Origin of the sequence: Micromonospora ferruginea, assembly GCF_013694245.2 — a bacterium.
Taxonomy (GTDB): Bacteria; Actinomycetota; Actinomycetes; order Mycobacteriales; family Micromonosporaceae; genus Micromonospora; species Micromonospora robiginosa.
Genome location: NZ_CP059322.2, coordinates 4,471,740 through 4,492,599 on the forward strand (window position 1 = coordinate 4,471,740; position 20,860 = coordinate 4,492,599).

Sequence of the window (20,860 nt, forward strand, 5' to 3'; positions counted from 1 at the left end):
CGGCTCAGGAGAACAGCGCGCGCCCCCACCAGTCGGCCGCGTCGCGCACGCCGGGCGGGCAGGCGAACAGGCCGCTGGAGACGTGCCGCAGGTATTCGTTCATCGCGTCGTTGCGGGCCAGCCGGGTCTGGATCGGCACGAACTGCTTGCGCGGGTCCCGCTGGTAGGCGATGAAGAACAGCCCGGCGTCGAGCCGGCCCAGCCCGTCCGAGCCGTCCACGAAGTTGTAGCCGCGGCGCAGCAGCCGGGCGCCGTCGTTCTGGTCCGGGTGGGCGAGCCGCACGTGTGCGTTCTCGGCGATGACCGGCTGGCCGTCGTCGCCCTTCGCGGCGAAGTCCGGCTCGTCGAACTCGTCGCGCCGGCCGAGCGGGGCGCCGCTGCCCTTGGTCCGGCCGGTGATCATCTCCTGCTCGGCGAGCGGACTGCGGTCCCAGGTCTCGATCAGCATCCGGATCTTGCGGGTGACCAGGTAGGAGCCGCCGGTCATCCAGTCCGGGCCGTCGCCCGGCTGCACCCAGAGCTGCTCCCGGAGCAGGCCGGCGTCCTCGGCCTTGAGGTTGGCGGTGCCGTCCTTGAAGCCGAACAGGTTGCGCGGCGTGGCCTGGTCGCGCGAGGTCGACGAGGTACGCCCGAAGCCGAGCTGCGACCAGCGGACGCTGACCACGCCCATGCCGATCCGGGCCAGGTTGCGGATGGCGTGCACCGCCACCTGCGGGTCGTTGGCGCAGGCCTGGACGCAGATGTCGCCGCCGGACAGCTCCGGCTTGAGCGCGTCGCCGGCGAAGTGCGGCAGCTCGGCCAGCGCGGCGGGCCGGCGGCCGGCGATGCCGAAGCGGTCCCGGCCCCGGGCGTCGCGGAACAGCGACGGGCCGAAGCCCACCGTGACGGTCAACTGCGACGGGGGCAGCCCGAGCGCCTCGCCGGTGTCGTCCGGCGGCGCCTCCGGCATGCCGCCGACGGCGCCGATCAGCCCGGCGTCCTTGCCGGCGGTCATCCGGGCCGCGGCGGCGGTCCACTCCTGGAGCATCGCGACCAGCCGGTCCCGGTCCTTGGTGACCACGTCGAACGCGACGAAGTGCAGCCGGTCCTGGGCCGGGGTGGTGACGCCGGCCTGGTGCTCGCCGAGGAACGGCACCGCCCCGGCGGCCGTCCCGGTGGCCGACGCCTGGTCGCCGCCGGCGAGCAGCGCGCCCGCGCCGGCCGCCACCCCGGCCACGCCGGCCGCGCCGACGCCGGCCAGGGTCATCGCCCGCCGCCGGGAGACCCGCCGGCCGGTCTGGGAGTCGTTCGGCTCGCTGGTCGCGTCACCGCCGGCCGGGGTGCTCATCGCGCGACGGCCGCCGCGATCTTGCTGACCGGCTCGGCCAGCGCGTTGATGCTGTCCGACAGCTCCTTCAGGTCGGTCTTGCTGAGCTGGGTGTGCAGCTTCCAACCGTCGCCGGCCCGGTGCTTGCCGAGCGCGACCTCGACGTTGGCGAACTCGCTGTCGAGCTGCTTGACCAGGTCGGGCGCGCGCTGCTCCAGCGCCGGGCGCAGCGCGGCGACGGCGGCCTTCGAGCCCTCCAGGTTGGCGTTGAAGTCCCAGAGGTCGGTGTGCGAGTACCGCTCCTCCTCGCCGGTGATCTTGCCGCTGGCGACCTCGTCGAGCAGCGCCTTGGCGCCGTTGGCGAGCTGGAGCGGAGTGAGCTTCTCGGCGTCGGCCTTGGCCACGATCGCCTTGACGTCGACCAGGAGCCGGTCGGCGATCGGGCCGTCCTTGCTGACGTCGCCGGTGGTCCAGAGGTCCTTCTCGATCCGGTGGAAGCCGGTGAACTCCATGCCCTCCTCGACCACCTCCTCGCGGCCGTCGATCTTCGGGTCGAGGTCGCCGAAGCTCTCCGCGACCGGCTCGATCCGCTCCCAGTAGGTGCGGGCCACCGGGTAGAGCGCCTTGGCCTTCGCCACGTCGTTGGCCTTGACCGCGGCGACGAATTCCTCGGTCTTCGTCAGCAGCGCGGCGGTCTGGCTGCGCACGTAGCGCTGGTAGCTGGCGGTGGCCTCGGTCAGCGCGGCGTCCGGCGCGACGCTTGCGGCGGTGCCGCTGACCTTCAGCGCCCCCCGGATGCCCCGGCCGCTCATCCCGGGCTTGCACGCGGTCTCGTACGTCCCGGCGGGCAGCTCGACCCGCAGTTCGCGGCTCAGCCCGGGGGCGATGTTCTCCACCTCGCCCATCACCCGGTCGCCCGCGGCGTAGACGTAGAACTCGTTGACCTTGGAGCCGCTGTTGGTCACCTTGAAGGTCACCTGACCGGCGTCGATCGCGGTGCTGCCGACCTCGCAGGCGCTGTCGGTGGCCTTGACGGCGATCGGGCCGCCCGCCGTGGCGTCGGCGTCGCCGTCACCGCCGCAACCGGCCAGTCCGGCGACGGCGAGCAACCCGGCGGCGGCGGGCGCGACGAATCGAGTGGTACGCATCGGTGCGGGTTCTCCTCGGGAACGGGGCGGGTCAGGCGCGCGGGGACGGGGCGGCGGCGGCCGGCTGCGGCCGTTCGGCCGGCGCGGTGCTCTCGGCCGGGGCGGTGCTCTCGGCGGCCGGCCGGACCGACTCGGCCGGCGTGGCGGGCGTGGCGGGCTTCGCCGGCTGGGCGGGCTTGCGCAGGAACAGCACGAGCACCGGCACCGCGTAGGCGACCCAGGCGATCAGCTCCAGCACGGTCGGCGCGGCGGTGATGTTGAACATCCCGGCGAGCAGCGCGCCGTACCAGGCGTTGGGGTCGAGCGTGGCGGAGATGTCGAAGGCCTGGTTGTTCAGGCCGGGCAGCACGCCGGCCTCCTGGAAGTCGTGCACGCCGTACTTGAGGATGCCGGCGGCGACCAGGATCAGCAGCGCGCCGGTCCAGGTGAAGAAGCGGCTCAGGTTGATCTTCAGGGCGCTGCGGTAGAGCCCGAAGCCGATCACCACGGCGGTGACGATGCCGCCGATCAGGGCGAGCAGCGAGCCCGCCCCGGTGCCGCCGGCCACGCTCTCCGCGGCGGCGTAGAAGATCAGCGCGGTCTCCAGACCCTCCCGGACCACCGCGAGGAAGGCCATGCCGGCGACCGCCAGGGATCCGACGGCGAGCGCCTCGGTGAGCTTGCCGCGCAGCTCGCCCGCGATCGACCGGGCCGCCTTGCGCATCCAGAAGATCATCCAGGTCACGAAGACGACGGCGGCGACCGACGTCACCGCCTCGAAGAACTCGCGCGACTCGGAGGTGCGCAGCAGCGAGGTCGAGGTGTACTGGATCAGCGAACCGAAGACGACGGAGAGCACCACGGCCAGGCCGACACCGGCCCAGACCTGGGGCAGCCGGTCACGCCGCTGCGACTTCACCAGGAAGGCGACCAGGATGCTGACCACCAGGGTCGCTTCCAGGCCCTCCCGCAGGCCGATCAGGTACGTGGCGAACATCCATCACTCCGTGGTAGGTCAGGCATGCCTCAGTTAACTTAGGGCAGCCATACCTTGCTCCTGTTCCGGGCGCCGCGTCAAGTTGTTCACGGCAACGTCACCCTGGTCGACCGATGCCCGACAGCCCGCGTACGACGAAAGGGACCGGGACGGCCGCGCGGCGGCCGACCCCGGTCCCCTCCGGGTGTGGAACTCAGTAGCGGTAGTGCTCCGACTTGAACGGGCCCTCCTGGGAGACGCCCAGGTAGGAGGCCTGCTCCTTGGTCAGCGTGGTCAGCTTGGCGCCGAGCGCGTCCAGGTGCAGGCGGGCGACCTTCTCGTCCAGGTGCTTGGGCAGCACGTAGACGCCGGTCGGGTACTCGTCGGTCTTGGTGAACAGCTCGATCTGGGCGATCGTCTGGTTGGCGAACGAGTTCGACATCACGAAGCTCGGGTGCCCGGTGGCGTTGCCCAGGTTCAGCAGGCGGCCCTCGGAGAGCACGATGATGGCGTGGCCGTCGGCGAAGCGCCACACGTCGACCTGCGGCTTGATGTTCTCCCGCGTGACGTCGCTGCGCTTGGCCAGGCCAGCCATGTCGATCTCGTTGTCGAAGTGCCCGATGTTGCCCACGATGGCCTGGTGCTTCATCCGGGCCATGTGCTCGTTGGTGATCACGTCGAAGCAGCCGGTCGCGGTGATGAAGATGTCGGCCTGCTCCACCACGTCGTCCAGCGTGGCGACCTGGTAGCCGTCCATCGCCGCCTGGAGGGCGCAGATCGGGTCGACCTCGGTCACCACGACCCGGGCGCCCTGGCCGCGCAGCGACTCGGCGCAGCCCTTGCCCACGTCGCCGTAGCCCATGACCACGGCCATCTTGCCGCCGATCAGCACGTCGGTGGCCCGGTTGATGCCGTCGATGAGCGAGTGCCGGCAGCCGTACTTGTTGTCGAACTTGCTCTTGGTCACCGAGTCGTTGACGTTGATCGCCGGGAACAGCAGCGTGCCGGCCCGGTGCATCTCGTAGAGCCGGTGCACACCGGTGGTGGTCTCCTCGGTGACGCCCTTGATGCCGGCGGCGATCCGGGTCCAGCGCTGGTTGTCCTCGCCGAGCGAGCGGTGCAGCAGCTCGAGGATGACGGCGTACTCCTCGGAGTCGGCGGACTCCACCGGCGGCACCACGCCGGCCTTCTCGAACTCGGCGCCCTTGTGCACCAGCAGGGTGGCGTCGCCGCCGTCGTCGAGGATCATGTTCGGGCCCTGCCCGTCCGGCCAGGCGAGCACCTGCTCGGTGCACCACCAGTATTCCGGCAGCGACTCGCCCTTCCAGGCGTAGACCGGGACACCGGCCGGCGCCTCCGGGGTGCCCTCCGCGCCGACCACGATCGCCGCGGCGGCGTGGTCCTGGGTGGAGAAGATGTTGCAGGACGCCCAGCGGACCTGCGCGCCGAGCGCGACCAGGGTCTCGATCAGGACGGCCGTCTGGACGGTCATGTGCAGCGAGCCGGTGATGCGGGCGCCGGCGAGCGGCTGGGCGTCGGCGAACTCGCGCCGGATCGCCATCAGGCCCGGCATCTCGTGCTCCGCGAGCCGGATCTCCTTGCGGCCGAACTCGGCGAGCGACAGATCCGCCACCTTGTAGTCGCCCTCGGCGAGGGTGCTCGGCCGGGCGCCGGACGACGGACCGCTGGTGGCCGCCGGAAGGGTGCTGGTCATGGAAGCTCCTGTCGAAGGAAGTGCTGCGCAGCCTTCCACCTTACGCGCGTGGGCCCGCTCACCCGGTGCCGGTTGGTCGAGGATCGCTGGACAGCGCACGGGGCGGTCGGTCGTGAACGGACTTTCCGTCCACGGCCCGGCCGCCCCGTGCATCCCCCCGGTTTGGTTCCCCGCGCGTTGATCGGACCTTCGTCGCGACAACGCTGCGTACCCATGAAGTTACCGTCCGCGACCGCATGTCGGGTCGTTTCCGGGAAATCGGCGGCTCAGCGCAGGCCGCACGAGGCCACGAAGGCCTCACCGTCGCCGGCGAGCACCAGCGGGCCGCCGGTCGCCGTGCCGACCGCGGACTGACCCGCGCCCAACGTCACCACGCCGACCCCGTCGTCCACGGACAGCTTGCCGGCCCGGCAGAGCACCACCCGCGGACCGGGCAGCGTCAACCGCACCGCAGGCGCCCCGGCGCTCACCGCCACCCGGTGCAACGCGAAGTCCTCCACCGGCACCGGCCAGGTCAGCACCCCGGGCGACACCGGCTCCGCCCGCAGGACCGGGTCGGCCAGCACCTCGAACCGCAGCACCCGCAGCAGTTCGTCCACGTCGACGCGCTTCGGGGTCAGCCCGCCGCGCAACACGTTGTCGCTGGCCGCCATGATCTCCACCGCGGTGCCGCGCAGGTAGGCGTGCAGGTTGCCCGCCGGCATCCAGATCCCGTCCCCCGGCGCCAGCCGGACCTGGTGCAGCAGCAACGCCACCACCACACCCGGATCGGCCGGATAGCCCGCCGCGAGCGTGCGGACCAGCGCGGCGTCCGGCGACGCCGGCCCGGCGGTCGCCGCCGCCAGCACGGCCGCCACCAGCCCCGCGCGCTCCGCCTCCGGCCAGCTCAACAGCGCGCGAACGGCCTCCCGCAGGCCCGTCGGCCCGGTGCGCAACGCCGCCACCACCGGCTCCAGCGCGGGTACGCCGAAACCGGCGATCACCGCCGCCGACTCGGCCGGATCACGGAAGCCGCAGAGCGCCTCGAACTCGCTCAGCGCCACCAGCAGCTCCGGCTTGTGGTACGGGTCGACGTAGTTGACCCGCCCGTCGTCGGCCGCGTGCCCGGCCCGGGCCTGCTCGGCGTCCGGATGCGCCTGCAAGCTCAGCGGCGCGTCCGCGGCCAGCACCTTCAACAGGAACGGCAGCCGGGTGCCGAACCGGTCGACCAGCCGCTCGCCCAGCCAGTGCCCCGGCTCGGCCACCAGCAGCTCGGTGAGGCTCACCGGCCGGCCGTCCCGGTCGACCGTGGCCGGGGCGCCCGGGTGGGCGCCCAGCCACAGCTCCGCCTCCGGCCCGTCGCTCGGCACCGGCCGGCCCTGCAACTCGGCGATCGCGGTCCGCGAACCCCAGGCGTAGTCCCGGATCGGGCCCTGCAACAACTCCATCGGTCAGCTCCCGGGTCGTCCGGCCACCTCGTCGGCCCTCGCGGCCTCCGGCGCGCCCGGGTCGGCGGCGTCGTCCTCCACGGCATCCGGCACGGCGGTGTCGGCGGCCTGGCCGGTGCCCGCCCGCTCCGCCGCCGCGCTCCAGATGTCCGGCTCCAGATAGATGACCCGGGCGATCGGCACCTCGCGGCGGATCCGCGCCTCGACCGCGTTGATGCCCCGGGCCAACTCCTCCGCGCTCTCGCAGGCCGGCACCGCGATCTTCGCGGCCACCAGCAGCTCCTCCGGGCCGAGGTAGAGCGTCTTCATGTGGATGATCCGCTCGACCTCCGGGCCGCCGGTGACGGCCTGCTCGATCTTGGCCAGCTCGGCCCGCTCGGCGCCCTCGCCGAGCAGCAGGCTCTTCGTCTCGATCGCCAGCGTGATCGCGATGACCACCAGCAGCACACCGATCATCGCGGTGCCGGCCGCGTCCCACATGCCGTTGCCGGTGGCCAGCGTCATGCCCACCCCGAACAGCGCGAAGACCAGACCGACGAGCGCGCCGAAGTCCTCCAGCAGCACCACCGGCAGCTCCGGCGCCTTCGCCCGGCGGATGAACCGGACCCAGGTCTGCTTGCCGCGGATCAGGTTCGACTCCTTGATCGCGGTGCGGAACGAGAAGCCCTCCATCACGATCGCCGCCAGCAGCACCACCACCGGCACCCACTGCCAACTCTCGATCGGGTGCGGGTCGGCCGCCTTGTGGTAGGCCTCGTAGAGCGCGAACAGGCCACCGAGGCTGAACAGCACGATCGCCACGATGAACGCGTAGATGTAGCGCTCCCGGCCGTAGCCGAACGGGTGCTGCGGCGTGGCCTCCCGCTTGGCCCGCCGGCCGCCGATCAGCAGCAGACCCTGGTTGCCGGAGTCGGCCACCGAGTGGATCGACTCCGCCAGCATCGACGACGAGCCGGTCAGCAGGAACGCGATGAACTTGGTGACGGCGATGCCGAGGTTCGCCGCCAGGGCGGCGACGATCGCCTTGGTGCCCCCGTTTGCGCTCATTCCCCGCCTCGCTCGATGCCGCACGTGCTCACTGGTTTGCCAGCTCCTTCATTTCGGTGATGGCCGGAACCGCCATCGGGTCCAGCCCGTGTGCCAGGGCGAGGTAGATCGAGGCGAAGTCCGGCACCGCCACCAGCGACGCGAGCCGCTCCAGCGCGGAGCCGCCCTCGGCGGTCACCACGTCGCAGCGCACCCCACGCCGCTCGGCGAGCGTCTGCACCGCGTCCGCGCGGCGCTCCTCCACCGCCAGCGGCTCGTCGGTGTCGTCGTCGGCGTTGAGCCCGCCGTCGCGCAGCAGCACCAGCCGCAGCCGCACGCCGCCGTCGTCGTCGTCACTGTCGCCCGGGTCGGCGAAGATGTCCCGCTCACCCTCGGCCAGCCCGCCGAAGACGCCGTCGAGCAGGCCCACCCGGCCCCGACCGGCCTCGCCCAGCGCGCCGCTCACCACCGGGTAGCGGGAGTTCGCGGACAGCGTGTCACCGAACCGGCGGGCGGCCACGGTGGCCAGCGGCGACGAACCCCAGACGATCGGGACCGACCCGGACAGGCCCAACGCCAGCGACTTCGCCGGGTTGACGAACGACTCGGCGGTCGGCCGGCACCGGTCGGCGTCGGCGTCCAGCCGGGCCGCGGTCTCCGCCAGATCCGCCTCGTTGACCTTCACGAGGCCGAGCGTACGGGCGGCCAGCAGGACCGGCACGGTGAGCGCCCACAGGCTGGCCCGGGCCGGGGCGCGCCGGGGCACCGGGATGAACGGCGCCCGGGCCCGCTCGGCCACCGACTGGAGCTGCGAGTCGGGCGCGCCGACCGCGACCAGCCGCGCCCCGCGCCGGTGCGCCGCCTCGGCCGCGCCCAACGCCTCGGGGCTGCGCCCGGACGCGCTCACCGCGATGACCACGTCCGCCGCGCCCACCCAACCGGGCACGCCGGCGCTGCGGTGCGGGATGACCGGCACCGGGCAGCGCGGCCCGGCGACCGTGGCCAGCACGTCCCCGGTACGCCCGGCGGTGCCGATGCCGGCGATGACCACCGCCCGGGGGCGCCCGTCGTCGGCGAGCACACCCAGGTTCGCCTCCGCGGCCAACGCCGCCGACTCGCGCACCTGCGCGCCGGCGGAGGCGGTGAACCGCAGCATGCCGCCCGGATCCCGCTCACCCAGCAGCGCCGGATCGTCCAGCAGGGCCTCGTCCGCGTGCCGGTGGCCGCTGACCCCGGCCGTACCGTCCATCACCGCGACGACCCGCCCCGCGTGTCGTCGGCCACGGGGCCACCGCGCGCCTCGTCGAGGAGCAGCACCGGGACGTCGTCGCGCACCTCGAAGAACCGACCGCACTCTGTGCAGGTCAGCGTCTGCGCCTGCGGGTCGTAGTCGAGCGGGGCGTGGTGCGTGTCCGGGCAGGCGAGGATCTCGAGCAACTGCGGGTCCAGGGCCACGGCGCGGCTCCTTCCACGTATGCGGTCTCACCGGTCGGCGGTGCCGTCCGGCGCACGCGATCTTAACGGCGAACCGGGCCCGGCACCGGTCCCGTTCGGCACCCGCCGACCGGCCCGGCGGCCGGGTCACACCGCCGCCACTCAGGGTCACCGTAACCCCGGCGACCCGGCGGGTTCCCGCTCAGTCCGGCATGCGGGGCAACACACTGGTGGCGTCCTCGGCCGGCGCGGCCGGCGGGGCGGGCGCGGCCGGCGGCGCCCCGTACACGTTGCCGGTCGGGCGGGGCGTCGTCGCGCCGCCGTACACCGTCGGGGCCGGCCCGGGGGTCTGGGAGCGGTAGGTGGTGCTGCTGCGCGGCAGCGGGACCGGCGGCTGGTCGGCGGCGGGGCCGCCGTCCGTCCGGTCCGCGCGGTTGCGGCGCACCAGCAGCAGGACGATGAGTGCGGCGCCGACGAGAACCAGCGCGATGCCGAACCACATGATCAGGGAACCTCCGGAGGACGAGTCGTCGGCGGCGACGCCGGCGGCCGGGTCGACGGCGGCGACCACCGGCGACGTGCCGGCCGTCTCCACCGCCGTGGACGCGACCGCGCTGGGCGTGGGCGTCGGCGAGGGCTTGCGGGAGGGCGTCGGGGTCGGGCTCGGCGTACGCTCCGCGCCCACCAGCCGGGCAGCCCGGCCGGCCCGACCGAGCAGTTGGCCGTTCGCGGCGCTCGCCTCACCGGCCAGCTCCAGCCGGCCACCGACCGCGCCGGCCAGGAACGTCACCCGGTAGCGCACGACGGCGCCCTTGCCCTTGCAGAGCGGCCGCTCGACCGGCGCCACCTGGCCGGTGGAGACCACCCCACCGCCGCCGGCCACCGGCACGGCCACCCAGCGGCCGGCGGTCGCCACCTGCACCCGGACCTGGTCCGCGCGCAGGCCGTCCAGCCTGAACCCGAGCACGGTACGCAGCAGCACGCACCCCTCGGTGCGCTTGCGTACCTCGATCGCCACCGCGCCCGCCGACCCGCCGGCGGTGAAGCTGGACGCCGAGCGCAGCCCGACCCGGTCACCGTCGGCCAACGCCGGGGACGCCGGGGCGGCCACCAGGCCACCCAGCAACGCGCCGACCGTGGCCCAACGCGCCGCGTGCCGCCTCACCGACATCTCCACCTCACCATTTCCGTCCCGGACGAGATCCGCCGGTCAGGTTACTACCGGGCCACCCGCACCCCCGCTCATCGAACGCTCGACATGTGTGCCGCGACACGCGGCCGAGGTCAGACCGGGTCACCACCCACCACGAGCGCCCGCCGGCAGAGCCGGTCGGCCGTCCGGGTGGTCTCCGGGAGCCGGTAGCGGGGCGTCAGAGCCAGTACCCGCTCCACCGCCTCGTCCAACCCGATGCGATGCCCGACACTGACGAAGACCGGACGGGTCCCGTCCCGGGTCCGCAGCACCCGCCCGACCACCTCGTCGCCGTCGCGCAACTCGGCCCAGTCCCCACGCCGGGGTCCCGGCTGCTCCCACGAGCCGACCAGCGGCGTCTTGCCCACGCCGATCGCCGGCAACCCGGTCACCACGCCCAAGTGGCAGGCCAGCCCGAACCGGCGCGGATGCGCCACCCCGTGCCCGTCGCAGACCAGCAGGTCAGGCCGGACGGTCAGCTTGTCCAGGGCCGCCAGCAGCGCCGGCATCTCCCGGAACGCGAACAGCCCCGGCACGTACGGGAAAGCCGGCCGGCCCACGTGCACCGCCTCGTCCACCACGTCGAGACCGACCGCGTCGAGCACGGTGACGGCCGCCGCGAGCCGGTCACCGCTCTCCGCGTACGCGACGTCCAGCCCGGCCACCGCGGTGGGCGCGCTCGGGCCTGGCCCGGCCAGCTCGACCCGGGACCGCAACTCCTCCTGTACGCGTCTGGCCTCCGCCACGTCGGCCGGCGGCCGGTAGGGCACCGTCACGAGTGCTCGGCGTCCCCGCCCGTCGCGGCGCTCGCGACGGAGGGGTCGGCGCCGGGATCGCCGGCCCGCTGGAGCTGCTCCTCGAACATCACGAAGGTCCGCCGCCGGATGCCCGTGACGAGCGCCGCCTCCTCCGGCGTGTACGCGCGCCGCTCGGCGATGGCCTGCTCCTCGATCGCCCGCACGGTCTCGTAGAGCGCGAACACCGGCCCGTCACCCGTGAGGCTCAGCCCTCGCTCTTCCTCGACGCGCTGCACGAATCGGTCGGCCGACCGGACGAAGATCTCGCCTCCCATGGCGAACACGATCTCGTCGATGATGTCATTGGCCGGCCGCCAACCGCCCGTTCCGCGATCCAGTCGCCATGCGGTCAGGCCCCCTTCCGGGGTGGGCACGATCTTCACCGGTGTGTCGTAATAGTCGTAGTAGCCGGCCAGGCCGAGCCCGTCCGCCGCTCCTGTCATCGCTGTCCACCGCTCAAGGTCGATTGAAGTGCGGCCCAGAAGTGTTCGCGTTGGCGCCGGGCGATTCCCTTCCGGATCGCTGATTCCGCGACGGAGACGCTACGGCCCTCACTCCGCGGTACCGCCTCCAGGTCGCGCCACACCTCGTACAGGGCGTGCTCCCATTTAGCGACCTGATCCAGTGCGGCCAACTGCAACCGAAACTCACCGACATGGCCGGTGGAGGTGCGCACCAGCAACTGGATGTCTCGATATCCACTGTCCTGAGGGTTGCGGAACCGGTCCTCGAATCTCGCCACCTGAAGCCGTGGATTGCTGCTCAGGCTCGCCAACCCCGCGTAGAGATCATCCAACGTCTGGTACGAGACTCTGCCGGCGGCGAGATCTCGCAAGCGGTCGGCTTGCCCACCATTTCGCGCGATCTTGTCCTCGGCTCGGTCACGGTCCTTGGGCCCGGGTCGGGGCTTGTACTCCGCTCGGTCGGATGAGAGATCAGCCAGTTCACGACCAAGCGAATCGAGTTCACGCTGCGCCACCACCGCATCCCGGTACATCTGATCGAGGTACGCCTTCCGGTACCCGAGGTCGCCGGCTCGGGCTTTGTCAAAGCCCGGCTGGCGGGCCACCGGCCGTTCGCCCTCGAATCGTAGGCTCACTCCGGTCTGTTCTCGGGTGAGCGGAGTGGGCTCGACGGCAGGTGTGGGAGTCGAGGCGACGGCCGTCCCGCCCCGCTCCCGAATCTCCCGAAGCACGTCGTCCAATACGTCGATGGCCTGCTGGTGGCTGGCCAGGTGGTGCAGGGTCACCGGCCTCGCCGTCAGGGAGTTGGCGAGTTCCGGTGTCGCCAGGATCATCCGGACCAGGTCGGGTCGTTCCGCGAGCTGCCGCACCAGCGTCTCGGCCAGCAACTCCTCACGCCGGGGCGGCGCCTCCCAGCTCTGGTCGAGCATCCGCTGGACGCGGGGGTCGGCGAACAGCCGGTTCAGGTCACCGGCCGCGCTCTCGTCCAGCCCCGGCACGAGCCGTCGCAGCATCGGGCCGTCGGCGTGCTGCGCCAGCTCGACAGGCGTCACTCCGGCGGCGAAGGCGTCGCCCAGGCTGTCGCTCCTGGCCAGTGCGTCCCGCACGTAGAGCCCGGCGGCGATCCGGGCCGCGTGCGCGTCACGGTGCGCCTCGCGTACCTGATCCGGCTCCGGCTCTGCCGACGGTGCGCTGCCCGGGAGCGACGCGCTCGGCGGGCGGTGGAACGTGGTCGACTCGCCGAGCAGGTGGACGCGGTTGAAGTCCGGCGCGCTTCCCACGTACTCGGGCGGCGGGTCCGGGAGTCGGGGCGGCGCCGCTCGGTGCCGTGGCTCGGGCAGGACGTTGAAGTTGCCGGGTGGCCGGCCGGCGAGCGGCATCGGGCGGCCGTCCGAGCCGAGGACCAGGGCGTCCACGTCCACCACGTTGCCGACGAACGGGGAGCCGCTGTGGCGGTAGAGCGGTTGGTCCGCCACCGTGCCGCTCTGCGGATCGAGGTAGAGGACGGTGCCGTTCTGGTTCAGCGCCACCCAGGCGTGCGAGCCGCCGCCCTCGAAGCTGGTGATGAGGAAGGCGTAGCTGCCGTGCCCGCCCGACGCGAGTTGCGCGTGCAGGTCGCGGTATCCGCGCTCGACCGCCCTCCGCCGGTCCGCACCGCCGGACCCGGACCGATCCGGCCCGCACAGGTCCTGGAACCGGCCGCCGGTCGTCTCCTCGACCCGAAGCGGGCCGTCCACCTCACCGCCGACCGGCCGGCTGACGTCGCCCGCCAGGTAGCCGTCGAAGGTACGCGGCGCGGCGACGCGGGGCCGGCCGTGCATCCAGGTCTCGAAGAACGACAGGGTGCAGTCGAGGCAGTTGATGCCCCGGGTGGCGTCGGCGGCCGGCCCGCCGTCATTGGCCACCCGGAACCACCCGCCGCGCCGGGGATCGGCGGTCCGAACCACGCTGCCGTCCGGGTTGCGGGGCATCTGCCGTTCCAGGTCGGTCTGATGCAGCGCGAGCGGTGGCCGGAGACCGCCTCGGCGGCCGTAGGGCCGCGACCGGTCGACCGGCGGCGGGTGGCCGTAACCGCTGAGCGCGGACTCGTCGGTGGTCTCCACCGCGCCGAGCGCCAGGTCGGCCACGTCGTCGTTGATCCGGTAGAAGTCGAGGTCGTCCTCGACCATCACCCGATCCGGCACGACCCTCCCGGCAAGCACCTGTCGCGCCTCGTCACGCAGCTCGGACGCCTCCAGGCCGGCCTCGTGCGCTTCCCGGTGCCACCGTTCAGCCGCCAGCGTCCGTCCGGCGCGGCGCAACTCCGTGGCCTGGGCTGCCCAGTCGCTCGCCCGCTCCTCGTGTTAGTCGGCGCGTTCGTGGAGCCAGTCCACCCTGGTCTGTCGCCGGCGGTCCTCGAACCAGTCCCGCTGAGACCGCAGGTAGCCGTCGTAACGACGTCGGTCGAAGGCCTCCCGCTCGGCGGCCAGGCGTTCGGCCCGCTCCCGAAGCGCCTCGTGGTCCGGCGTGAGCGGGTTCTGCGGATGGACGACATGGGGTGGCGGGCCCGGCGAGGTCGCGGGGGCCAGCGTCTCGAGCAGCGGGAAGCGGGGATTCGGTGCGGGACGCGCATCCGAGCCGGGCATCGCCGGCCCCGACGCCGATGGCGGATGAGCCGGGGAGGCGGTCGGCGGAGCTGATCGCACGGTGTCGACACCCGGCAGGCCTCGCTCCGGTGACGGGGTTAGCGCCGAGTGCGGAGCGCCCGGAACCGAGGTGCTCAAAGCCGCCGGGGCCGTGGCCGGCTGCGTCGGGGCCGGCTGATGTTGAACTCCTGCTTCTGGGGTGGGCATGACGGCTGCGCCACCTCTCAGGTCGGACGGGCCGGCCGGGGAGGTGGCAGGCGCCTCGACGGTCACCGAGGACAGGATGGGGTTGCTGGTGACCGCGGTGGACGTCATACCGGTCGTCACCGATGCCGAGCCTGCGCCCTGCGAAGTGGATGGCGCTGAGTCGATCGTCTCCGACCCCGGTTGCGCCAGGACGACCGGGGACGGGTGGTGCGTCGCGGCCTGGGCGTCGGTCACCGGGGTGGTCGTCGAGGGGGCGGCGGCGAGGTCCGCCCGGGTCTCACCGACCACCGACGTACCGGCCTGGACGGATGCGGGGGACTCGGGTGATCGCTGCGCCGGGACGAGCGTGACCGGATCGGTGCCGGGCGGCACGTCCAAGCCGATCGGCGCGGCCGGCAGGCCACCGAGTTTCCCGTCCAACCGGTGGTGGAGCGCCGTATCGGCCTGCCCGGTGGCGGAACCACCCACACCGGACACCGCGGCACGGGCCAGATCCTCCAGTGACGGGCCCTGGCCGGTCGCCAGCCCCGCCGCGGTCTCCGCGAGGCTCTCGCCGGCCATCTCCCGCCCGAAGTGCTCCCCGACGCGGGCGAACCGCCCGCTCGCGTGCCGGCCGAGACCGGCGAGGGGCGCGGCCGCCCCGCCGGCGAAGCCGCCCAGCCCGGATGCGCCCACGTCGGTCAGATCGAGGCCGTCGCGGCGGCCGGTGGAGTTCTGGTACGCCTGGGTGGCCAGGTTGGTGCCGGCCTCCTGCCCGGCCTCGACCAGGCCGCCGAGCACCGCCTTGCGGGCCAACCCCCGGGCGCCGCTCTTGACGACCTCCTTGGCGGCCCGCTCACCCGCCTCCTTGAGACCTTCCCGGATCGCCTTGCGGGCCAGTTGGGCCACCAACCGCTTGAAGATCTGCTGCACCGCGACCCGGGTGGCGGCGATCGCCGCCCCGGCCGCCGGTGACGCCGTGCCCAGGGTGAGCGCGGTGACCACCGCCAGGGACAGCAGCTCCACGACCAGGATCCCCAGCTCGATCCAGGCCTCCAGTTTCGCGCCCTCGATGTCGCAACCGCAGGAGTCGACCAGCCGGCCCAACTCGTCCGTGGCCGCCGCCAGCACGTGCAGCGGCGCGTCCTCGCCGCCGGCCACCCTGTCCCACGCCGTGTCGAACGCGTGGGCCACCAGGCCGACACCGCCGTAGCCGCTCTTCACCTCGCCGGCGGCGGTGACAGCGTCGTCGCGTGGACCGGCCAGCACGCCGGCAACGCCGTACCACTGGTCGGCCAGGTCCCAGACGGCGCGCTCGTTGCCCTCGGGCCATTCCACGCCGACCACCCAGTCGAGCGCCTCGTAGATCCAGCCGGGCACGTCCCAGGGGCAGTAGTCGAGCGGGTGCGGGATCGGGCTGGGCAGCATGCTCACGCGCGGATCCTCCGGTGGTCAGCGCCAGGGCCGGTGCGGGTTGTGCCGTTGGTGCGGGATCTGCCCGAGGTCACGGGCGTTGCCCAGGTCCGTCTCGACGGTCGCGGCGACCGAGCGGACCACGTCGGCGCCGATCCCGTCGAGCGAGCGGCCGAGCAGTTCCCACGCCCGTAGCAGCGTCTCGGCGTAGCCCTGGTAGTGCTTGTCGAACGCCGCGCCGATGTCGTCGCGCCCCCACGGTCGTCGCGCGCCGGCGGCGGCGATCGGATCACCGGTCTCGCGCCGCGACCCGGTCACGGCTCGGCCGGTCGCGGCCAGGTCGGCGCCGCCGCGCCGGGCCCGCTCCGCGTCCAGCCAGATCTCTCCCCCGGCCACCGGTCACTCGCCGCGCGACGCGACGGCGTCGGCCCGGCCCAGCAACGCGCCGAAATCGTGGGTACGCAGGAACTCCACCGACGGCGAGCCGGGCGGCAGATAGCCGGAGACCAGCTCACGGGTGGCAGCACCCGCGGCGGCGTTGGCCCGCAGCACGGTTTCGGTGATCTTCCGGCTCAACGCCCGGGCGTCACGGTCGTGGAACACGGCCGGGCTCACCTCGACGCTGATCAGCTCACCCCGCGCCCCCACCACGGCGGTGACCTGGCCGTCGTCGGAACGCTCGGTCACCCGCAACTCGGCCAGCCTGGTCTGAAGTTCGTCCAGCCCGGACCGCAGGCGCTGGTACTGGCCGTACACCTCGTCGAATCGCGCGCGCAGTGCACGGTTCGCATCCCGGTCCGCACTCTCGGCCACCGCCGCCCCCCTTCCGTCACCGTGGGTAGGGCCGACCATACCGGGTGCCACGAAATCCGTGGGGTCCGGTAATTTCAGGTGGTGATCGAGCGACAGCAGGCCGAGCAGATCGCCTCCGTGTGGGCCCGGCGGGACTCCGACCGCCTCGGTTTCCCCTGCACGCCGGTGGTCGAGGAGTTCGACCTGGGCTACCTCATCGTGTCCACGGTGGCCACCGAGGCTCGTGCGCTGCCCGGCGACCTGCCGACCACGGTCATCGACAAGGAGACCGGCGAGGTGTCCACCTGGCCCCGGGTCCCGGCCGACGCGGTCGAGCGGATGTACCGGCAACGCCGCCCGGCCGAACCGCGTGCCCCCCGCACCGTCGAACCGGCCGGGCAGCTGCTCCGCGAGCTGACCCGGCTGCCCACACCCGGCGCCGCCGCCCATCTCACCCTCGACGGCCGGCTGCACGTGGCGCAGGGCGCCAAGGGTGACGTCGAGCTGCGCCACCATCCGCTCGTCCGCTCCTACCTGGACGAGCTGCCCACCGGCCACCTGGTGCGGGGCGGCGAGCGGCACGCCGAGATGATCGTCGTCTCGGACGCGCCGCACGAGCACGACCACCGCCGGGCCGCCGACGGGCTCGCACCCCTGACCGTCGAGGAGGCACGCGAGCTTCTGGGCACCAGCCGCATCGAGTTCTTCCGCATCCGTGAGCCCGGCGATCCGGCCGCCGGGCCGACCGACCTCCGCTGCGAGTCGTGCATCAGGTTCCTCGTGCACTTCGAGGTGCTCCCCTGGCCGGAGCTGGCCTTTGCCGAGGAGTGGCACCCGGACCCTCAGACGCCGCCCGACCCCGACCGGTTTCCCGCAGAGGTCGCCAGCGCGCTCGTGGTCGCCGGCTGGCGGCCGCACTTCGGGGACGAGGTGTCGGCCGCCACCTCGGTCCGGAAGGTCACCGAGATCAGCGGGGCACAGCACGGCCATGCATCCTTCCCGGCCGCGCTGACCACACTCACCGCCTATCCCGGGCTGGTGAGTGCCCGCCAGGGCCCCGGCGAAGCAGTGTGGATCTCCCGGTTCGAGGTGCGTCCCCGGAAGGTCGCGCACACCGCCGACACCCTCGCCGACTTCGGCGCGGTCCTGGGCGTCCGCCTCTTCCCGCTGGGCAGCGAGCGTCAGGAGAGCATCCTCGCGGTGGACGAGCACGGCCGTGTCTTCGCCCTCGACCAGGCCGGCGAGTGGTTCCTCGGCGCGGACGTCGACGCCGCCCTCACCACCCTGCTGCTCGGTCGCGCCCCCGCCCGGGTCCGCGACGACGGCACCTGGTGACCGCCCCTACAGGTCGATCCCGGTGAGCACGGTGACCCGCTGCTCGGTGTAGTCCTCCATGGCGCTGCGCAGCCCCTCCCGCCCGACACCGGAGCCCTTCACCCCGCCGTACGGCATCTGGTCGGCCCGGTACGACGGCACGTCGCCGACGATCACGCCGCCGACCTCCAGCGTGCGGGCGGCGGTGAACGCCACGTCGAGCCGGTGGGTGAAGACGCCGGCCTGGAGCCCGTACGCGGAGTCGTTGACCGCGGCGAACGCGGCCCGGTCGTCCGCGACCGGGGCGACCACCAGCACCGGCCCGAACACCTCCTCGGCGCTCACCCGGGCGTCGGCGGGCACGCCGCTGAGCACGGTCGGCGGATAGGTGGCGCCGTCGCGCCGGCCGCCCACCTCGACGGTGGCCCCGGCGTCGACCGCCTCGCCCACCCACATCTCGACGCGCTGCGCGGCCGCGACGGAGACCAGCGGGCCGACGTCTGTCGACTCGTCGCGGGGGTCGCCGGTGCGCAGTGCCTCGACGGCGGCGACGAGCCGGGGCAGGAAGTCGGCGTAGAGGCGTTCGTGCACGTGGACGCGCTGCACCGCGATGCACGACTGCCCGGCCTGGTAGTTGGAGAACGTGGCGATGCGCTGCGCGGCGAACGTCAGATCGTCGTCCGACGACCAGTCGGCGCAGATCACCGCCGCCGCGTTGCCGCCCAACTCCAGCGTGACGTGCTTGTCGTGGGCGGTGCGGCGGATGGCGGCGCCGACCGGCCCGGAGCCGGTGAACGAGACCACCGGCAGCCGCGGGTCGGCGACCAGTTCGGCGGCGCGCTCGTTGGGCAGCGGCAGCACCGAGAACATGCCTTCGGGCAGGTCGGTCTCGGCGAGGATCTCGCCGAGCAGCAGCGCGGTGAGCGGGGTGGCCGGGGCCGGTTTGACGACGATCGGCGCGCCGACGGCGAGCGCCGGGGCGACCTTGTGGGCGACCAGGTTGAGCGGGAAGTTGAACGGGGTGATGCCGAGCACCGGCCCGCGCGGCACGCGCCGGACCAGGGCGATCCGCCCGGTGGCGGCCGGGTCGGTGTCGAGGCGTTGCAGGTCGCCGGAGAAGCGCCGGGCCTCCTCGGCGGCCCAGCGGAACACCGAGACGGCGCGTCCGACCTCGGCCTTCGCCCACTTGACCGGCTTGCCGTTCTCGGCGGTGATCAGCGCCGCGATCTCGTCGGCCCGTTCGGCGAGCCGTCGGGTGACGTGGTCCAGGGCCGCCGCGCGGGCGTGCGCGGGCAGCGCCGCGGCCGTCGCGGCCACCCGGGCGGCGCCCGCGACGGCGGCTTCGACCTGGTCGGCCGTGGCGAGCGTGGTACGCCCCACCGCCTGCCCGTCGTACGGGTGGGTGACGGTCAGTTCCCCCTCGCCGTGGGCGGGGCGGCCGGCGACATAGAAGACTCTCGGCTCCACGTCCGGCAGCGTAGACCAGAGACGCCCACGCGGAAACAGTTGCCCAAACCCTTGTCTGCCTCGAATTCAGTAGCCAAGATGGCAGTCAGATTGCGAGAACCTCCGCTGACCTTCCTCCCGGCCACCCTCTCGGAGACTTGAGATGAGCGACCAGCACAAGCTGCGCAACTTCGTCAACGGCGAGTACGTCGACCCGGTGGACGGCGGCTACGCCGACCTGGTCGACCCGTGCACCGGCGAGGTCTTCGCCCAGGCGCCGGTGTCCGGGCCGGCGGACGTCGACGCGGCGATGACGGCCGCCGCCGCCGCGTTCGAGGGCTGGCGGGACGCCACCCCGGCGGACCGGCAGCGGGCGCTGCTGAAGTTCGCCGACGCGGTGGAGGCGCGGGCCGCGGATCTGGTCGACGCCGAGGTGCGCAACACCGGCAAGCCCCGGCAGCTCACCACCGAGGAGGAGCTGCCGCCGGCCGTGGACGAGCTGCGGTTCTTCGCCGGGGCGGCGCGCCTGCTGGAGGGTCGCTCGGCGGGTGAGTACCTGGCCGGCCACACGTCCTACGTGCGGCGGGAGCCGATCGGCGTGTGCGCCCAGGTGACGCCCTGGAACTATCCGCTGATGATGGCGGTCTGGAAGATCGCCCCGGCCCTCGCCGCCGGCAACGCGGTGGTGCTGAAGCCGTCGGACACCACGCCGGTGTCGACGCTGCTGCTGGCCGAGATCGCCGCCGAGCACCTGCCGCCGGGCGTGTTCAACGTGGTCTGCGGCGACCGGGACACCGGTCGTACCCTCGTCTCCCACCCGACGCCACAGCTCGTGTCGATCACCGGCTCGACCCGGGCGGGCATGGAGGTCGCGGCCGCGGCGGCGCCGGACCTGAAGCGGACCCACCTGGAGTTGGGCGGCAAGGCCCCGGTGGTGATCTTCGACGACGCGGACGTCGCGGCGGCGGCCGAGGCGATCGCGGTGGGCGGCTACTTCAACGCCGGCCAGGACTGCACCGCGGCCACCCGGGTGCTGACCGGCCCGGGTATCCACGACGACTTCGTCGCCGCGCTGACCGAGCAGGCCCGCAACACCCGCACCGGCGGTCCGGACGACGCGGACGTGCTCTACGGCCCGCTGAACAACGCCAACCAGTTGGCCCGGGTCAGCGGTTTCGTGGACCGCCTGCCCGATCACGCGGACGTGACGACGGGCGGGTCCCGGGTCGGCGAGCGCGGCTTCTTCTACGCCCCGACCGTGGTCTCCGGCGTCCGGCAGGCCGACGAGATCATCCAGGACGAGGTGTTCGGGCCGGTGATCACCGTGCAGCGGTTCTCCGACGAGGACGAGGCGGTGCGCTGGGCCAACGGCGTCGAGTACGGCCTCTCCGCCTCGGTCTGGACCCGGGACCACGGGCGGGCCATGCGGATGACCCGCCGGCTCGACTTCGGCTGCGTCTGGGTGAACACGCACATCCCGTTCGTCTCGGAGATGCCGCACGGCGGCTTCAAGCACTCCGGCCACGGCAAGGACCTGTCGGTCTACAGCCTGGAGGACTACACCCGGGTCAAGCACGTCATGCACAACATCGAGGCCTGGTGAGCGCGAGGAGTGAGCCGGT

At 73.2% G+C, this 20,860-nt stretch carries 18 protein-coding genes; 2 read left to right on the forward strand and 16 right to left on the reverse strand.

Going from position 1 to position 20,860, the window contains the following annotated elements; all coding sequences use genetic code 11:
- Positions 1-4: 4 nt before the first annotated feature.
- From efeB to H1D33_RS19460, 15 genes are all read right to left on the reverse strand, one after another.
- Positions 5-1,327, reverse strand: a complete 1,323-nt coding sequence (gene efeB / locus H1D33_RS19390; RefSeq protein WP_181571801.1) for an iron uptake transporter deferrochelatase/peroxidase subunit — start codon at positions 1,325-1,327, stop codon at positions 5-7.
- On the reverse strand, positions 1,324-2,454 hold the full coding sequence (gene efeO, locus H1D33_RS19395) for an iron uptake system protein EfeO (RefSeq protein WP_181571800.1): 1,131 nt from the start codon (positions 2,452-2,454) through the stop codon (positions 1,324-1,326). The genes efeB and efeO overlap by 4 nt, the downstream gene beginning before the upstream one ends.
- 31 nt (positions 2,455-2,485) lie before the next feature.
- Positions 2,486-3,430 carry an iron uptake transporter permease EfeU gene (gene efeU / locus H1D33_RS19400; protein ID WP_181571799.1) on the reverse strand — a complete coding sequence of 315 codons (945 nt, stop codon included), beginning with the start codon at positions 3,428-3,430 and terminating at the stop codon, positions 2,486-2,488.
- A 193-nt stretch (positions 3,431-3,623) separates the two neighbouring features.
- The gene (gene ahcY, locus H1D33_RS19405) at positions 3,624-5,123 is read right to left on the reverse strand and encodes an adenosylhomocysteinase (RefSeq protein WP_181571798.1); all 1,500 of its coding nucleotides are present in this window, start codon (positions 5,121-5,123) and stop codon (positions 3,624-3,626) included.
- A gap of 266 nt (positions 5,124-5,389) precedes the next feature.
- On the reverse strand, positions 5,390-6,550 hold the full coding sequence (gene manA, locus H1D33_RS19410; protein ID WP_181571797.1) for a mannose-6-phosphate isomerase, class I: 1,161 nt from the start codon (positions 6,548-6,550) through the stop codon (positions 5,390-5,392).
- Between the two features lie 3 nt (positions 6,551-6,553).
- Positions 6,554-7,597, reverse strand: coding sequence for a cation diffusion facilitator family transporter (locus H1D33_RS19415; protein WP_181571796.1), 1,044 nt, complete (start codon positions 7,595-7,597; stop codon positions 6,554-6,556).
- Positions 7,598-7,625: 28 nt separating this feature from the next.
- Positions 7,626-8,828 (reverse strand): SIS domain-containing protein, encoded by a 1,203-nt coding sequence (locus H1D33_RS19420; protein WP_181571795.1) that lies wholly within the window; start codon positions 8,826-8,828, stop codon positions 7,626-7,628.
- A complete protein-coding gene (locus tag H1D33_RS19425; protein ID WP_181571794.1) occupies positions 8,825-9,031 on the reverse strand; it encodes a Trm112 family protein in 207 nt (68 codons plus the stop codon). The genes H1D33_RS19420 and H1D33_RS19425 overlap by 4 nt, the downstream gene beginning before the upstream one ends.
- A gap of 181 nt (positions 9,032-9,212) precedes the next feature.
- On the reverse strand, positions 9,213-10,181 hold the full coding sequence (locus H1D33_RS19430; RefSeq protein ID WP_181571793.1) for a hypothetical protein: 969 nt from the start codon (positions 10,179-10,181) through the stop codon (positions 9,213-9,215).
- 113 nt (positions 10,182-10,294) lie between these two features.
- Positions 10,295-10,978, reverse strand: coding sequence for a deoxyribonuclease V (nfi, locus tag H1D33_RS19435; protein WP_181571792.1), 684 nt, complete (start codon positions 10,976-10,978; stop codon positions 10,295-10,297).
- Positions 10,975-11,442: a hypothetical protein gene (locus tag H1D33_RS19440; RefSeq protein ID WP_181571791.1), complete on the reverse strand. Its 468-nt coding sequence runs from the start codon at positions 11,440-11,442 to the stop codon at positions 10,975-10,977. The genes nfi and H1D33_RS19440 overlap by 4 nt, the downstream gene beginning before the upstream one ends.
- The gene (locus H1D33_RS19445) at positions 11,439-13,646 is read right to left on the reverse strand and encodes a toxin glutamine deamidase domain-containing protein (RefSeq protein WP_246411999.1); all 2,208 of its coding nucleotides are present in this window, start codon (positions 13,644-13,646) and stop codon (positions 11,439-11,441) included. Before H1D33_RS19445 ends, H1D33_RS19440 begins: the two co-directional genes overlap by 4 nt.
- 159 nt (positions 13,647-13,805) lie before the next feature.
- The gene (locus H1D33_RS19450) at positions 13,806-15,701 is read right to left on the reverse strand and encodes a WXG100-like domain-containing protein (RefSeq protein ID WP_479686838.1); all 1,896 of its coding nucleotides are present in this window, start codon (positions 15,699-15,701) and stop codon (positions 13,806-13,808) included.
- Positions 15,702-15,725: 24 nt separating this feature from the next.
- Positions 15,726-16,082 carry a hypothetical protein gene (locus H1D33_RS19455; protein WP_181571790.1) on the reverse strand — a complete coding sequence of 119 codons (357 nt, stop codon included), beginning with the start codon at positions 16,080-16,082 and terminating at the stop codon, positions 15,726-15,728.
- Positions 16,083-16,085: 3 nt separating this feature from the next.
- Positions 16,086-16,499, reverse strand: a complete 414-nt coding sequence (locus H1D33_RS19460; protein WP_181571789.1) for a YbaB/EbfC family nucleoid-associated protein — start codon at positions 16,497-16,499, stop codon at positions 16,086-16,088.
- A 78-nt stretch (positions 16,500-16,577) separates the two neighbouring features.
- Between H1D33_RS19460 and H1D33_RS19465 the strand changes: the two genes are divergently transcribed.
- The gene (locus H1D33_RS19465; protein WP_181571788.1) at positions 16,578-17,813 is read left to right on the forward strand and encodes an SUKH-3 domain-containing protein; all 1,236 of its coding nucleotides are present in this window, start codon (positions 16,578-16,580) and stop codon (positions 17,811-17,813) included.
- Between the two features lie 6 nt (positions 17,814-17,819).
- On the opposite strand, the gene H1D33_RS19470 is transcribed toward H1D33_RS19465, so the two are convergent.
- Complete coding sequence (locus H1D33_RS19470; RefSeq protein ID WP_181571787.1) at positions 17,820-19,259, reverse strand: aldehyde dehydrogenase family protein; 1,440 nt, start codon at positions 19,257-19,259, stop codon at positions 17,820-17,822.
- 142 nt (positions 19,260-19,401) lie between these two features.
- Here H1D33_RS19470 and H1D33_RS19475 point away from each other — a divergent pair, with 142 nt between their 5' ends.
- A complete protein-coding gene (locus tag H1D33_RS19475; RefSeq protein ID WP_181571786.1) occupies positions 19,402-20,841 on the forward strand; it encodes a gamma-aminobutyraldehyde dehydrogenase in 1,440 nt (479 codons plus the stop codon).
- The last annotated feature ends 19 nt before the right edge of the window (positions 20,842-20,860 follow it).